The 15473-nt window shown below is 66.0% G+C and carries 13 protein-coding genes; 8 read left to right on the top strand and 5 right to left on the bottom strand.

Annotated elements, in window-relative coordinates; all coding sequences use genetic code 11:
* Positions 1-2: 2 nt before the first annotated feature.
* On the bottom strand, positions 3-1211 hold the full coding sequence (locus JQ604_RS27510; RefSeq protein WP_212363811.1) for an efflux RND transporter periplasmic adaptor subunit: 1209 nt from the start codon (positions 1209-1211) through the stop codon (positions 3-5).
* 460 nt (positions 1212-1671) lie between these two features.
* Here JQ604_RS27510 and JQ604_RS27505 point away from each other — a divergent pair, with 460 nt between their 5' ends.
* The 4 genes from JQ604_RS27505 to JQ604_RS27490 all read left to right on the top strand — a co-directional run bounded on the left by JQ604_RS27505 (position 1672) and on the right by JQ604_RS27490 (position 6652).
* On the top strand, positions 1672-3183 hold the full coding sequence (locus JQ604_RS27505) for a hypothetical protein (RefSeq protein WP_212363810.1): 1512 nt from the start codon (positions 1672-1674) through the stop codon (positions 3181-3183).
* Positions 3184-3313: 130 nt separating this feature from the next.
* Entirely contained in the window at positions 3314-4828 is a 1515-nt protein-coding gene (locus JQ604_RS27500; RefSeq protein ID WP_249158733.1) for a 4-amino-4-deoxy-L-arabinose transferase, read from the top strand.
* 42 nt (positions 4829-4870) lie between these two features.
* Positions 4871-5209 (top strand): DUF6665 family protein, encoded by a 339-nt coding sequence (locus JQ604_RS27495; RefSeq protein ID WP_212363931.1) that lies wholly within the window; start codon positions 4871-4873, stop codon positions 5207-5209.
* 180 nt (positions 5210-5389) lie between these two features.
* A complete protein-coding gene (locus JQ604_RS27490; protein WP_212363808.1) occupies positions 5390-6652 on the top strand; it encodes an MFS transporter in 1263 nt (420 codons plus the stop codon).
* Positions 6653-6743: 91 nt separating this feature from the next.
* On the opposite strand, the gene JQ604_RS27485 is transcribed toward JQ604_RS27490, so the two are convergent.
* Both JQ604_RS27485 and JQ604_RS27480 read right to left on the bottom strand, forming a co-directional pair.
* Positions 6744-7778, bottom strand: coding sequence for an SAM-dependent methyltransferase (locus JQ604_RS27485; RefSeq protein WP_212363807.1), 1035 nt, complete (start codon positions 7776-7778; stop codon positions 6744-6746).
* Between the two features lie 22 nt (positions 7779-7800).
* Positions 7801-8601 (bottom strand): DUF1295 domain-containing protein, encoded by an 801-nt coding sequence (locus JQ604_RS27480; RefSeq protein ID WP_212363806.1) that lies wholly within the window; start codon positions 8599-8601, stop codon positions 7801-7803.
* Positions 8602-8784: 183 nt separating this feature from the next.
* Here JQ604_RS27480 and JQ604_RS27475 point away from each other — a divergent pair, with 183 nt between their 5' ends.
* The 3 genes from JQ604_RS27475 to JQ604_RS27465 are packed head-to-tail and all read left to right on the top strand — an operon-like array spanning position 8785 to position 11214.
* Entirely contained in the window at positions 8785-9771 is a 987-nt protein-coding gene (locus JQ604_RS27475; protein WP_249158732.1) for a flagellar motor protein MotA, read from the top strand.
* Between the two features lie 17 nt (positions 9772-9788).
* The gene (locus JQ604_RS27470; RefSeq protein WP_212363805.1) at positions 9789-10160 is read left to right on the top strand and encodes a VOC family protein; all 372 of its coding nucleotides are present in this window, start codon (positions 9789-9791) and stop codon (positions 10158-10160) included.
* Between the two features lie 22 nt (positions 10161-10182).
* A complete protein-coding gene (locus JQ604_RS27465) occupies positions 10183-11214 on the top strand; it encodes a peptidoglycan -binding protein (RefSeq protein ID WP_212363804.1) in 1032 nt (343 codons plus the stop codon).
* Positions 11215-11256: 42 nt separating this feature from the next.
* On the opposite strand, the gene JQ604_RS27460 is transcribed toward JQ604_RS27465, so the two are convergent.
* A complete protein-coding gene (locus tag JQ604_RS27460) occupies positions 11257-13113 on the bottom strand; it encodes an ABC transporter ATP-binding protein/permease (RefSeq protein ID WP_212363803.1) in 1857 nt (618 codons plus the stop codon).
* Positions 13114-13308: 195 nt separating this feature from the next.
* On the opposite strand from JQ604_RS27460, the gene rpmE reads away from it, so the two are divergent.
* Positions 13309-13536 carry a 50S ribosomal protein L31 gene (gene rpmE / locus JQ604_RS27455; protein ID WP_212363802.1) on the top strand — a complete coding sequence of 76 codons (228 nt, stop codon included), beginning with the start codon at positions 13309-13311 and terminating at the stop codon, positions 13534-13536.
* Positions 13537-13680: 144 nt separating this feature from the next.
* Here rpmE and JQ604_RS27450 read toward each other — a convergent pair whose 3' ends face one another.
* Positions 13681-15414 (bottom strand): peptidoglycan-binding protein, encoded by a 1734-nt coding sequence (locus tag JQ604_RS27450; RefSeq protein WP_212363801.1) that lies wholly within the window; start codon positions 15412-15414, stop codon positions 13681-13683.
* Positions 15415-15473 lie beyond the last annotated feature (59 nt).

Below are 15473 nucleotides of genomic sequence, written 5' to 3'. Positions count from 1 at the left end.
AATTACCGGACCGCGTGCGCGGTGTGTTTCGCGTCGAGCGTCCCGGCCGCGGCGGCGTCGACCTCGCGCCAGGCCTGCGGCTTCACCTTGTCGCCGGCGGCGAATTTCTGGAAGCCCTCGACCACGACGCGGTCGCCGGCCTTGAGGCCGTCGGTGACGAACCACTGGCCGCCCTGCAGCGAGCCGGTGCGCACCGGCTGCACCGCGACGAGGTTGTCGGGCTTGACCACGAACACCTCGCTGCCGCCGCCGCCATTGCGCTGGATCGCCTGCTGCGGCACGGCAATCGCATCGGTGTCGATGCCCTGCTCGATCAGCACGCGGACATACATGCCCGGCAGCAATTCGCGCTTCGGATTGGGAAACTCGCCGCGCAAAGTCACCTGGCCGGTATAGGCGTCGACCTTGGCTTCGGAAAACAGCAGCTTGCCCGGCAACTTGTAGATCGAGCCGTCGTCGAGCACGAGACGGACCTTCATCGCGTCGGGCGCGATGCGGTCGAGATCGCCGCTCTCGAAAGCGCGGCGCAGCTGGTTCATCTCGGTGACCGACTGCTGGAAGTCGGCATAGATCGGATCGAGCTGCTGGATGGTGGCGAGGCTCGTGGTGTCGTTCTGCACCACCAGTGCGCCCTCGCTGACCAGGGCTGCGCCGACGATGCCGTCGATCGGCGCGCGGATCGTCGTGTAATCCAGATTGAGTTTTGCGCGCGCGACCTCGGCTTCGCGGCCCTGCACGTCGGCCTCGGCCTGCTTCAAATTGGCGATCGCCTTCTCGTTCTCGGCTTCCGGCGTGGCCTTCTGGGCGAACAGCGTCGCGATGCGGCGCGCCTGCAGCGTGGCCTGCTCCTGCACCGCCTTGGCGCGCATCAGCGCCGCCTCGGTCGACTGCACCTCCACCTCGAACGGACGCGGATCGAGCTGATACAGCGGATCGCCGGCCTCCACCTCGGTGCCCTGGTGGAACATGCGGTTGACGATGATGCCGGAGACGCGCGGCCGCACGTCGGCGACGCGGGTCGGCGCGATGCGGCCCGGCAGCTCGCGCAGCATCGCGCGCGCCTGCGGCTTCACGGTGACGACGCTGACATCGGGCTCCGGCGTCTGTGCCGCAGCCGTTGCCGTATTCGCTTGATCGCAGCCAGCCAGCAGTGGCGCTGTGACGGCCAGCATCAAAAGAATGCATGCCGATTGCGCGCGTCGTCCAGACATTGAAAGAATCGCCCCTATTGGTGTGAACACAAACAAACCGGCGCGAACACCGCACCGGCGATGAACAGAAAATAAATTCTGATTGCTGCGATGCAATCCGTTTCGCGGCGGCTCAATGTCACACAAGCCTATCGCACTGAATTCGCGGCAGCTTTCGAGGATTCACCGGATTGTGAGCGGGTTCCCTTGGAGGCTGTGGAGAACGATTAAGGAATGCGTGCACGAGAATTGCCCAGAATGCCGAATAATGACGCACCGATTCGCAGCGACGCGATCGCTGGCACGAAATCGTCAGCTGCGTTCCGCTAACAATTCCTTAACCAACGATCGCCTTCGTACACCTTGATCAGATTGCAAGGCCGGCCTTTACCCAGCCTTAGACCGCGCACCTCTAAAACGGGGACGTCTGCATCGCGCGATGCGGGCCAGGAAGGCTCGCTGCGATCATGAGGGTTTCTCGATGGATGCGCTCGAAGCGTGGGGCATCTCCAGGCTCGACAGGACGCCGGAGACGATCAAGCCTGCGCTGCTGCATTCGGGCGTCTACGTCTTCCTGATCTCCTTTGCCTGCCTGTTCTATCTGTGCAACGGCGCGCTGCTGCTCGGCCATTACGACCTCGGCTGGCACCTCGCCGCCGGCGATCTGATCAGGGAGCGCAGAGCGATTCCGGTCCAGGATCCCTGGGCATTCACGCTCGGCGACAAGCGCTGGTTCAACCTGTCCTGGCTCTGGGACGTCATCGCCAGCGTGATCTATCAGCATGCGGGTTTTGCCGGGCTCGTGCTGTTCACGGTCGCCTGCGGCGCCGTGATCGTCGGATATCTCACCTCGATCTGCCTGCGCGCCGGCGCATCAGGGATCGCCACCTGCATCGCCGTCTTCATCGCCTGCGTGCTCTATCCGGCCTTCGAGGCCGCGCCGAACATGTATCTTGCGGCGTCGCCGAACACGCCGACGATGCTGTTTGCCGTGATGTTCACCGCCGAATGCCTGCGGCGAACGCGCTGGTTCCTGCTGCCGCCGGCGATGGTGCTATGGGCCAATCTGCACGGCGGCTTCGTCATCGGATTCCTGATCGTCGGCCTGTTTGGGGCCGTCGCCCTGCTGCGGCGGGACTGGGCCGACGTCCGGACCCACGCGCTGACCGGCATCGGCTGCGCGCTCGCGATCCTCGTCAATCCGCTCGGCTGGCATATCTATGCCGGCGTCACCGCGACGCTCGGCCATTTCGTGCAGGCCAATATCGGCGAGTGGCTGTCCTACTACGAGAACATCCGCCTGCCCGGCAGCATTCCCGGCATGATCGTCATCGCCGTGTTCGTGGCCTTCGAGCTGCGCTTCGGTCGCGCCACGCGCGTGCCGCTGGAAGCGCGGCTGCTGGCCTGGCTGTTCCTCCTGCTCGGCCTCTATCAGTTCCGCTACATGGCGTTCTTCTTCCTGTTTTCGGCGCTGCCGCTGGCGCTGCATATCGACCGGCTGCTGTCCAGGGATGCGCCGGCTTCGAAGATACAGGGCGCCCTGCTGGCGGCCGGCATCATGGGCGCATGCGCGCTGCCGCTCACTTTCGTGCTGGTCAGACCGTCGCTCGCGCTGCCGGACATGCTGACCGAGCAGGACGGCCGCTATCTCGAGAGCCATCTCGCCGGCGCGCGCGTGCTCAACCACTGGAACGTCGGCGGCTACCAGATCTTCCGCACCCACGGCACCGTGCCCGTGTTCGTCGACGGCCGCGCCGCAACCGCCTATCCCGACGACCTGCTGCGCGACTATTTCAAGTTGGTCCACATGGAGATCGACGAGGCCGCCTGGGACGGCGTGATCGCGAAATACAACATCGATGCGGTGCTCTGGGTGAGGGCGCATGAGCAGCTGCGGCGCTTCCTCATCGACAAGCGCGGCTGGACCGAGGCCTATGCCGGCCCGTTCGAGAGCGTCTACGTCAGGCCGGGACGCGACGCCGGTTCGCGCTGACGGTCGGCCAATGGCCGAGCGAGGCCCACACAGTGACGCGTCCTTAAAGGTTCGGCGGTATGACATCCGCTGACACGGCATTGGCCGACATGCCCCCTCCTGACCTGCGGCCGGCAGACGAATGACGACCATGAGCGCCAATTCCTCGCCTGCGCCCGCGATCCGGATCAGGACCGCACCATGGCGGCTGCATCCCTTGGCCTGGGTGGTGCTGCTGGCGCTGGCGATCCGCCTGCCGCTCGCCTTCTGGCCCAACGTCAATCATCCCGACGAGATCCTGCAATATCTGGAGCCGGCCTGGCGCCTGCTCGGCCATGACGGCATCATCACCTGGGAATGGCGCGACGGCATTCGCGGCTGGCTGTTGCCGACCTTGTTCGCGGGGCCGGTTGCGTTCGGCGACTGGCTGGCACCGGGCCGCGACGGCGCCTTCATCGTGCCGCGCCTACTGGTCGCGCTGGCGTCGCTGTCGATCGTGGTCAGCGCATGGTTCTTTGGCGCGCGGGTCTCGCGCACGCATGCGATCGTGGCGGCGCTGGTCGCCGCGGTCTGGTTCGAGCTGGTCTACTTCGCGCCGCACACGCTGAGCGAACCGCTCGCCACTGCGCTCATCGTCCCAGCCGCGCTGCTGCTCACGAACGGTCCGACACAAAAGCGTCTGCTCATCGGCGGCGGATTGCTCGCGCTCGCCTTTGTCTGGCGCTTTCAATATGCCCCGGCGATGGCGGTGTTCGCGCTCGGCGCCTGCTGGCGGCAGTGGCGCAATGCGATTCCCCTGATCGGCGGCGGGCTTGCCGTGCTGCTGCTTGCCGCACTTGTCGACGTCGCACACGGCGTGGTGCCCTACGAATGGCTGGTCCAGAACATCAAATACAATCTGCTGCATGACCGTGCCTCCGAGTTCGGCACCGCGCCCGCGATCGCCTATGTCCATCTGGTGCTGATGATCTGGTCGGGCGCGGCCGTGCTGATGCTGTGCGCGCTGTGGCGCGGCTGGCGCCATGCGCCGCTCTTGATCGTCGCGGCGGTCGTCAACCTCGTCTTCCACAGCGCGATCGTGCACAAGGAATACCGCTTCATCTTCCTCTCGATGGTGCTGCTGATCATCGCAGCCGCGCTCGGCTCCGCCGACTGGGTGCAGATGCTGCGCAGGAAACGAGCCTGGCGGCCGTGGGCGTTGCCGATCGCCACCGCGTGCTGGGTGCTGATCTCCGTCGGACACGCCGACGATTCCAAGGCGATGCAGGAGAACTGGACGCGCGGCACCGGGATGGCCCATCTCGCGCGCGAATTGCGCAGCGATCCTGCGCTTTGCGGCGTCGCGCTCTACACCACGTCCTACCACCTGCTGCCCGGACGCGAGCGCCTCGCCGGCGAGGCGCCGCTCTACGCGTTTGATTCGAAGGATCCCGCCGCCAAGGAGCGCCTGCCGGCGCTGGCGAAACAGCACGCGGCGGCGTTCAACCGCATCCTTTCCCCGCCGGAACTGGCGAACGAGCTGCCTGCGGATTTTTCACGCCGCGACTGCACGAGCCTCGGCGGAAGCGACGGTAGCGCCTGCATCTTCGCGCGCAGCGGTGCCTGCGATGCCAGCGCGGCTGATTCGTTCAAGATCAACGACGTACTGATCCGGATGAACTATTAGGCGCGACGTTGCGCGCGACGCATGAGGCGCTATAGTCCGGTCATGTCCCGCGACTTTCGCCTCCGCCAGGCTCCCGTCGACATCCTCAGCTACGAGCTCGCCGAGGAGAAGGCCTCTGCGCTCGGCCGCATGGGACGCGCCCTCGAGAAGGCCCTTGCGGCGCTGCGTGAGTTCGACGCCATCCATCCCCGCTCGGACACACCGCGGCCGGAACGCCGCGCGCTGGTGGCGGAGGCCGGTTACGCGCTGTGGATGCTGATGGTGCAGCGCGAGGCCTGCGGCCTGCGCGACACCCGCATGATGATGCGCGACTATGGCGTCCCCGGCGAGGTGCAGATGTGCATGGGCATCGCGCCGCCTCCGTCGAAGCGATCCGGCTAGCTGACGCGATGTCAGCTGTGCGTAAGGTGATGCAGCGCATCATGAGCGTTGCGCGAACGAGCATGGCCGCATGCGGCCATTTCAATTGACAGGGGATTCGTCAGGGCTACGCTGACACGACATTCTTCTCAAAGAAGAAGAGAAACGGGCAGGGAACGCCGTGATACGCGTCATTGCATCTTGAGCGGAGCCAGGCGGGCCTCCGCGCTCGCGCCGTTTTACATCCGCAACTATCGCTTCCAGTGGCCGTCCGACCTGCTCACCTCCTGGGCGTTCGAGGTCGAGACGCTGGTGCTCGGCTGGTACATCATGGTGGAGACCGGCTCGGTGCTGCTGCTCACCGTGCTGGCCTCGCTGCAATATGTCGGCACCCTGATCGCGCCGGTGTTCGGCATGCTCGGCGACCGCATCGGCCACCGCGATCTGCTGGTCATGATGCGCGTCACCTACACGGCCCTGTCCGCGACGATCATGACGCTGGCGCTGACCGGCCATCTGGCCCCGCTCAATGTCATGATCATCGTCGCGATCATGGGCATCATCCGCCCGTCGGATTTGGGCATGCGCAGCGCGCTGCTCGCCGACATCATGCCGGCAGATTACCTGATCGGCGCGATCAGCCTGTCGCGCACCACGCAGGACAGCGCTCGCATCGCCGGCGCGCTGACCGGGGCCGGACTGTTCGCCGCCTTCGGCATCGGCCTCGTCTATGTCGCGATCACCTGCCTCTATGTCACGGCCGCCGTGCTGATGTTCTGCCTGACAAGACCGGCGAAGTCGCATGTCAGCGTGGATCGCCTGCCGGGCGATGCGCTCGGCACCGCCCTGCTGCGCGACCTCAAGGAAGGCATCGTCCATGCCTGGAGCGGCCCGGGCATGCGGGCGGCACTCTGCGTCGCCTTCCTGGTCAATCTCACCGCATTCCCCCTGACCAACGGCCTGCTGCCCTATGTTGCCCGCGACATCTTTCACACCGACCAGACCGGCCTCGGCTATCTCTCGGCAAGCTTTGCCGCGGGCTCGCTGATCGGCTCGATCACACTCAGCCTCGCCGGCGGCATCCGCATCGCCCGCCTGCTGATCGGCGCGACGCTGGCCTGGTATGCGATGCTGCTGGTGTTCGTCGAGCTCAGGACCATGCCGACCGCGATGGCCTGCCTGGTGCTGGCCGGAATCGCGCAGAGCATGTCGATGATCGCGGCCGCCGTGATCCTGATGCGCACCGCGAGCGCGCATCTGCGCGGCCGCGTGATGGGCGTGCGGATGATGGTGATCTACGGCCTGCCGATCGGCCTGCTCGCCGCCGGCAGCCTGATCGACGCGATCGGCTTCTCCCTGACCGGCACGCTCTACGCCGCCGCCGGCTTCATCGCGATGATGGCCATCGCCATCCGCTGGCGCGCCGACCTCTGGCCGACGCATGCGCCGGCGAATGTCAGGTGAGACGTGTTTATGTCGGCGCGTAGCCCGCATGAGCGAAGCGATATGCGGGGACGGTGACAACCCCGGATGTCGCTTCGCTCATCCGGGCTACTCAGCCGGCCCGCACCGCCTTCATCCGGTAATGACTGACGCCCCATTCGCTGCCGTCGGCGTAGCCGAACAGGCCTGCGGTGGCGAGGAAGAACCAGCGCCAGCGTTTCATCCAGAGCACCGTCTCGGGGCCGTAGACATCTTTCAGGACGCGCTCGATCTCATCGCGGTTGGCATCGAAGCGGGCGAGCCAGGCTAGCGCGGTGCGCTGATAATGCGTGCCGCTCCAGCGCCATTCCTTCTCGACCGTGAAGAGATCGGCATATTGGCGGATCAGATGATGGCTCGGCATCACGCCGCCGGTGAAGAAGTGCTGCGCGATCCAGTCCTCATGGTCGGCGCGGTCGAACAGATAGGCGCCGGCGCGGTGGGTGAAGATGTGCATGAAGAGGCGCCCGTCGTCGCTCAGCCAGGCGCGGACGCGCGTCATCAGCTCGCGCCAGTTCATCATGTGCTCGAACATCTCGACCGAGACGATGCGGTCGAACTTTTCCGCAGGATCGAACACGTTCATGTCAGACGTGATGACCCGCAGATTGCGCAAGCCGCGCCTGGCTGCCTCGCTCTCGATAGAGTCGCGCTGCGAGCCGGAATTCGAGACCGCAACCACGCGCGCATTCGGAAACTGCCGCGCCATCCACAGCGACAGCGAGCCCCAGCCGCAGCCGAGCTCGAGGATCTCCTGGCCATCGGCGAGATCGGCATGCTCCACGGTCTGGCGCAGCGCCTCCTCTTCGGCTTCCTGCAAGGTCGACGCCGCCTCCTTGTAGAAGCAGGACGAGTATTTGCGATTGGGACCGAGCACCAGCGCAAAGAACGCGGCCGGCACCTCATAATGCTGGGCGTTCGCCGCGTCGGTGTGCTCGGCGATGGCGCGGGCGGCCATGTCCTCGGCGAAGCGGGCGTCGCTCTCGGCATTGCCCGATGCGAGGCGGGTGGCGGTGCGTGAGCAGAGACGATGGATCGCGGCGCGGATCAGCGCATCCGGCAGCGGCACCCGCTCGGCCGTGCCGATGATCGATGAGACGAAACTCATGTGACCGCTCCCTTGTTGGGACTCATGCGTGCGGCGGCAATGGGAAGAACGGGCTGGTGCGGGCCTGGTAGTCGGCGTAGCGCGCGCCGCGCGAGCGCAGCATCTGCGCCTCCAGCGGCGGGATGCCGGTGACGTGGACCAGGATCCAGTACATGAAGACCGGCGCGAGCAGCGTGGCCAGCCCCCAGGGATAGGTGAGCGACAGGCCGATCACGGGATAGGCGAGCCAGCCGAACCACTCGAAGAAGTAATTTGGGTGACGCGACCAGCGCCACAGCCCGGCATCGCAGACTTTTCCCTTATTGGCGGGATCGCCGCGGAAGCTTTTCAGTTGCGCGTCGGCCAGCGACTCGCCAGCGATGCCTGCGAACAAAATCAGCGCCCCCAAAACATCCTGCCAGCGCAGGGCGTCACCCGGGACATGGGCGGCAACGAAAATCGCAAACACCAGCGGGATGGAGCCGAGGCCCTGATTCTGCAGGAAGATGAACATGCGGCGCGGAGAATCCACGCCCCACTCCTTCGCGAACGCAGCATAGCGGGGATCGTCCGTGATGGCGGCGGTCCGGATCGCGATATGGACGCCGAGCCGCAGCGACCAGACCGCAACCAGCGCGGCCACCAGCCATTGCCTTGCGTTGGGCGCGGCATCGCCGGCCGGCCACAGCGCGCTGCCGGCGCCGACCAGGCCGAGCGAAAACGTCCAGATCGTATCGACCCAACCGGAATTGCCGGTGCGCTGCTGGACCACCCAGGCACCGGCCATCAGGACCGAGAGCGCCGCGGCGATCGCCGCCAGCGCCGTCAAATAAAAAACGGTCATGCAAAACCCTGATCATCCCGGAAAGACCGGGCCAGTTCTTCAAGTACGGTGATGAAAAAGCCCGGTTTCAGTCTGAGGTTCCACTTTCGTCGCCCGATTCGGCTCCTTTCCCAGCTTTTCTCCCCCTGCCGCTGTGCCATATTGCTGGCTGATGCGGCGTCTCGCGAACGGATGATCAGGCCAATGCCCCCCTCCCGCTCCGACATGGAGATCGAACTCACCAAACTGTCCTCACCGCGGATCTTCCTGGTCCGGATGCTGGTGTTCCTGGTGCTGTGCGGGCTGATCGGCTTTGTGCTCTACAAGCAGATCATCACGGCCTTCTTCGCCAATCCGGGGCTGAACGCGCTGATCGGCGCGGTGCTGCTGATCGGCATCATCCTGGCGTTCCGCCAGGTCATCCGGCTCTATCCGGAGGTCGCCTGGGTCAATAATTTCCGCGTCGCCGATCCCGGCCTTGCAATCGACCGCCGCCCGAGACTGCTCGCCCCCATGGCGGCGATCCTCGGCGGCGAACGCTCGGGACGGATGTCGATCTCGCAGCAGACCATGCGTCACCTGCTGGATTCGATCGCGACTCGCCTCGATGAAGCCCGCGACATCTCGCGCTACATGACGGGCCTCCTGGTGTTCCTCGGCCTGCTCGGCACCTTTTGGGGCCTGATCGAGACGGTCGGCTCGGTCGGCAAGGTGATCGACGGGCTGAAAGTCGGCGGCGATGCCGGCGCGCTGTTCGACACGCTGAAGGAGGGGCTGGCCGCCCCGCTCGGCGGCATGGGCATCTCGTTCTCGTCCTCGCTGTTCGGCCTTGCCGGCTCGCTGATCCTCGGCTTCCTCGATTTGCAGTCGAGTCAGGCGCAAAACCGCTTCTACACCGACCTCGAAGACTGGCTCGCCACCACCGTGCGCGGCATCTCCGGCGAGGGGGCCGCCGTCGGCGGCGATCTGCAGGGCGCCATCGATCGGCTGCGCACCGCGCTGGAGGAAGGCGGCAGCAACCGCAGCACCACGGCGGCGATGGCCAATCTCGCCGAAGCGATCCAGGGGCTGGTCGCGCATATGCGCACCGAGCAGCAGATGATCCGCGAATGGGCCGACGGCCAGGGCGAGCAGAATCGCGAGATCAAGCGCCTGCTCGAGCGGCTGGCACGGCAGCCTGAGAAGAGCTGAACTTTCGGAGTTGTCGCGTGCTAGATCACGTCACCATCGGCGTCAGCGATTTCGAGCGGTCGAAGGCCTTCTATGACCGGGCACTATCAGCGCTCGGCATCGTCAGGCTCTATGGCGACGGCGAACAATTCGCCGGCTACGGCATCCGCCCCAAGGCCTTCTTCTGGATCGGGATGCGTGGCGCGGTGCAGACCGGCGCGCACATCGCCTTCACCGCGGCCGATCATGCGACCGTCGACCGCTTCTATGCCGATGCCATCAAGGCCGGGGCTAAGGACAACGGCGCGCCCGGACTTCGCCCGAACTATCACGCACACTATTACGGAACCTTCGTGCTCGACTCTGACGGCCACAACATCGAGGCCGTCTGCCATTTGCCGCAGGGCTGACTGCGCAACAAAGAGATCTTGAATGGCCCTCGCCCGTTCACGCCGCAGCGAATCCGGCTTCAACTACTGGCCGGGCTTTGTCGATGCGCTCTCGACGCTGGTGCTGTCGATCGTGTTCCTGCTCTCGGTGTTCCTGGTCGTGCAGTTCTTCCTGTCGCAGGAGGTCACCGGCAAGGACAAGGCGCTGGAGCAGCTCAACGCCAAGATCGCGCAGCTCAACGATCTCTTGTCGCTGGAGAAGCTCGGCAAGCTCAGCCTCGACGATCAGATCGGCCAGTTGCGCGCCGGCCTGTCGTCGGCCGAGAGCGAGCGCGACCGCATGAAGGGCCTCTACGAGGGCCTCGCCAATGCCGGCAATGATGCGCAGGGCCGCGCCAACGAGCTCAACAAGGCGCTGGAGTCGGAGAAATCAGTCACCTCGCGCGCGCTCGCCCAGATCGAGGTGCTGAACCAGCAGATCAGCGCGCTACGCCGCCAGCTCGCCGCGCTGGAAGAAGCGCTCGACGCCTCCGAGAAGCGCGACAAGGAATCGCAAAGCCGGATCGCCGATCTCGGCTCGCGGCTGAACGTCGCGCTGGCGCAGCGCGTGCAGGAGCTGTCGAAATATCGCTCGGAATTCTTCGGCCGGCTGCGCGCCATCCTCGGCAACCGCCCTGACATCCGCGTCGTCGGCGACCGCTTCGTGTTCCAGTCCGAAGTGTTCTTCGATACCGGCCAGGCGACGCTCTTGCCCGAAGGCAAAAGCGAGCTCGAGACGGTGGCGACCGCACTGATCGATCTCGACAAGCAGATCCCGCCCGAGATCGCCTGGGTGATGCGGGTCGACGGCCACACCGACGTGCGTCCGATCACCAACAGCCCGCTGTTCAAGTCGAACTGGGAGCTGTCGTCGGCGCGCGCGATCTCGGTGGTGCAGTATCTGATCTCGCTCGGCGTGCCCGCGCAGCGCCTGGTCGCGGCGGGCTTCGCCGAATTCCAGCCGATCGACACGGCGCAAACCGAAGATGCCTACAAGCGCAACCGCCGCATCGAGCTGAAGCTGACGGAGCGGTAGTCGGCTTTCGAACTTCGCCTCGCGCCTGCGCGACTGGCGGGCTCAGATCCCCTCGAACTGCAGGCGCGCCAGCCGCGCATAAAGACCGTTCGCTGCGACGAGCTCGGCATGGGTGCCCTGCTCGACGATCTTGCCCTGGTCCATCACCAGGATGCGGTCGCAGGACAGCACGGTGGCCAGCCGATGCGCGATCACGAGCGTCGTGCGGTGACGCATCAGCTCCTCCAGCGCGGTCTGCACCAGGGTCTCGCTTTCGGCGTCGAGCGCGGAGGTGGCTTCATCGAGCAGCAGCAGCGGTGCATCGCGCAGGATCGCGCGCGCGATCGCAATGCGCTGGCGCTGGCCGCCCGAGAGCGTCACGCCGCGCTCGCCGAGCTGGGCCTCGAAGCCGCCCGGCAGCCGGCGCAGAAATTCGGTGGCATGCGCGAGGTCGGCGGCGCGCTCGACCTCGGCGTCGGTCGCATCCGGCCGGCCGAAGCGGATGTTCTCGCGGGCACTGGCGGCAAACACGACGGAGTCCTGCGGCACCAGCGCGATGCGTGCGCGCACCTCGCCCGGATCGGCCTCGCGGATGCCGACGCCATCGAGCGAGATCGTGCCGGATTTGGGATCGTAGAAGCGCAGCAGCAGATGAAACAGCGTGCTCTTGCCGGCGCCGGAGGGGCCGACGATCGCGACCTTCTCGCCCGAGCGCACGCTGAGCGACACGCCGTCCACCACGCGCACGCTCGCGCGCGCCGGATAGGCGAAGCTGACATTGTCGAAGCCGACATCGCCGCGCGGCGGCTGCGGCAACGCGCGCGGTGCCGCGGGCGCTGCGATCTCCGGCTTGACGCGAAGAAGCTCGAACAGCCGCTCGGCGGCGCCCGAGGCGGCCGAGACCTCGCCCCAGACCTCGCTGAGCTGGCCGAGGCCGCTGGCGGCAAACGCGGTGTAGAGCACGAACTGGCCGAGGCGGCCCGGGCTGATCGATCCCGTCAGCACGTCGTGCGAGCCGACCCAGAGGATCACGACCACGCTGGCGAACACGATGAAGATGACGATCAGGGTCAGCACGGCGCGCGCCTTGGTCGAGCTGCGCGCGGCCGCATAGGCCTGCTCGACCTCGCGGCCGAACCGCGCGGTGGCGAGCTTCTCGCCAGTATAGGCCTGCACGGTGCGGATCGCCGCGACCAGCTCGGACGCGTAGGCGCTGGCGTCGGCCAGCGTATCCTGCGCGGTGCGCGACAGTCGCCGCACCCAGCGCCCGAACGCGACCAGCGGGATCACGATGATCGGGATCGCCAGCAGCACGAAGCCGGACAGCCTGGGGCTCGTGATCACCATCATGGTGGCGGCGCCGAGGAACAGCATGATGTTGCGCAGCGCGATCGAGACGGACGCGCCGACCGCGGACTTGATCTGCGTGGTGTCGGCGGTGAGCCGCGAGACGAGCTCGCCGCTTCGCGCGGAATCGAAGAACGACGGCGACAGCGAGACCAGATGCGCGAACACGTCACGGCGGAGATCAGCGACGATGCGCTCGCCGATCGTCATCACGAGGTAGTAGCGCGAGGCGCTGGCGCAGGCGAGCACGGCGACCACCGCGAGCATCACGCTGAAATAGGAGTTGATCATCGCGATGCCTTCCGGCGTGAAGCCGAAATCGATCATGCGACGGACCGCGACCGGCACCACCAGCGTGGTGATCGCGGCAATGGTCAGCGAGATGAAGGCGAGGATCGCGCGGCCCTTGTAGCGGGCGACATAGGGCGCAAGCGCCAGCAGCGGCCGCAAGCGTGCCCGGTTCTTGGCCGGCTCCGTCAGCTGGCTTTCGATCAGGGCTTCGCCCTCGAGCAGCGCATCGTGCGGCGGCTGCGGGGCGTTACGAGGGGGCTCGATATGTTCGGCGACGCTCATGCTGATGACCGGTTTTTCCCGCCCCGACATAGGCCCCCGGCCCGCGGCTGGCAAATCCGGTAAAGTCCCAATGCGGTGAAGGGGTTTTGAGGGGCCAAACCGGCTTGTTTTAGGGGCCTCCTTGCGTTATAGAGCCGCCAAATTCCCGTATCCCAGACATCTTGAGACGGGCGCCGGCGCGCCGAAGGAACTGCCATGAAAGCCGATATTCATCCGAATTATCATACGATTAAGGTCGTCATGACCGACGGCTCCGAGTACCTGACCCGCTCCACCTGGGGCAAGGAAGGCGACACGCTGAACCTCGACATCGACCCGAAGTCGCACCCGGCCTGGACCGGCGGCACCCAGCAGCTGATGGACCGCGGCGGCCGCGTCTCCCGCTTCCAGAAGAAGTTCTCGGGCTTCCTCAAGAAGGACTAAATTCCGCTTTTTGGCCTATCGCCGAGCGCAAAACGCCCCCGCCAAGCGGGGGCGTTTTTTGTTATGCGGCTTGCGCGGTGCAGGAGCCCGCGAGTTCAGTCCAAGACAAAAGAGCCCCGCCAAAGGCGGGGCTCAAGGAATGCGTTACCGGCTGGGTTGCTGCTGCGCCGGCTGTCCCGGCGTCGAAGGCGGCGGGGCATTGTTCTGGTTGGTTTGCCCAGACGGCATGTTCTGGTTGGTGCTCGGCTGATTGGCACCTTGGTTGGTGCTCTGGTTGCTGCCTTGCGCCGGAGCCTGGCCGGTGGTCTGGCCCGACGACGGCTGCGTGCCGGCCTGGCTCGAATTTGCCGGCGGGTTCTGCTGAGCTTGGCCGGTTGTGGACGGCTGGTTCTGCGGAGCCTGACCGGTGGTGGTCTGGTTCTGCTGCGCCGGCGCATTGCTCGGACCGGTGTTTTGCCCGGTCGTGTTCTGCTGCGTCGACTGGCTTCCACCCTGCCCCACGGTGCTCGATTGCCCCTGCGTGGCGCGGATCTGGCTCGACACGCCGAGCGCGGCGACCGTGCGGCTATCGATCGTGCCGCTGGTCTGGAAGCCTTCCTGTCGCTGGAAGGTGATCAGCGCGGCGCGCGTATCGGACCCGAGCACGCCGTCGGCCTCACCGGACAGCAGGCGACGCTCGATCAGGACCCGCTGCACGATGCGGATCTCGTCGGGGCTGAGATCGAGCGCAGCGACGCTGCCGCCGCCACCGCTCACGCCGCCACGGCGCGCATAATGCATCCGCGGGCCGGCGGGAATGACGTCGACGATCCGGCGGCTCCGGTCGGTGACGATGATCTCGTCATCCACGACGAAGAAGCTGTCGTCGCGGTAGTCCGGATAGATGTCGATCAGCGCCGGATATGCCGAGACCGAGAGCACGGAGATGTTCCGCGGCACGACCACGCCGGCATTGATCCCGAAGTTGATGGAGTTCGCATTGACCCGCACGCGGCTCACATTGCGCGCGTTCAGCACCGACTGCTGCAGCGTTGTCTGCTGCTGCGCGCTCACCTGCACGCGGCCGGACATGCTCTGGGTGGTGCCGGCCTGGGTTTGCGCCTGGTTGTTGGCCGCTCCCTGCGTGTTGGCGCCGGTCGTTGTGCCCGGAGCTGGCTGCGCATTCCGGCCTTGCTGTGCATTCTGGCCCTGCGGCGAAGTTTGGGCGTTGCTCCCGGTGTTCGCGCCGGTCGTTGTCGTGCTCGGGCTCTGCGCGCTCTTGCCTTGGTCCTTTCCTTGGACATTCTCCCTGGTGTTGGCGCCTGTGGTCGCGTTCTTATTCTGCTCAGTGCTCTTGTTCTGCTCTGTGCCTTGCGACTGACGCGCGCGGTCGCGATCACCGCGGCCCTGTCCGACGGTCTGGTCCTTGCGGCCGCTCTTGTCCTGTGCGCTCTTGTCGCTCTCGGACCTGGACTGAGGCGCCTGGTCACGGTCGCTCCGACCGATGGTCTGGTCCTTGCCACTCTTCTCGCGTTCGGATTGCGACTGGCGCGCATTGTCGCGATCGCCGCGGCCCTGACCAATGGTCTGACGTTCGCCCTTGTCGGCGTTGCCGGCGGCGCGGCCGCTATCGCGCATGCCTTCGCTGCGTTCGGCCCGCGATGGCGCCGCAGAGGATCCCTCGCCCCGATTGCCTGCGCGGCCCTGGGTCATTCCTTCGTTATGGGACGCACGCGGTGCGCCTTGTGGCGCTTCGCCGGACCGGCCCTGTTCTGCAGCGCCTCCACCGGCGCCCATTCCGCCGCCAGCACCTTCACGCATGCCTTGCGCCGACGCCAGGCTGACGCCGGCGAATAGCACTGCTGTGGTCAGCAGGAACTTGCTCTTGCTCATGTTCATCTCGATCTCCTCTATTTGCTTTCAGCGTGTCTGGATGGGTACGTTCGAATGACCGAGCT

Source organism: Bradyrhizobium jicamae, from assembly GCF_018130695.1.
Lineage (GTDB): Bacteria > Pseudomonadota > Alphaproteobacteria > Rhizobiales > Xanthobacteraceae > Bradyrhizobium > Bradyrhizobium jicamae_B.
Note: the sequence above shows the minus strand (reverse complement) of the source record. Positions and strands in the feature narration are given on the sequence as shown.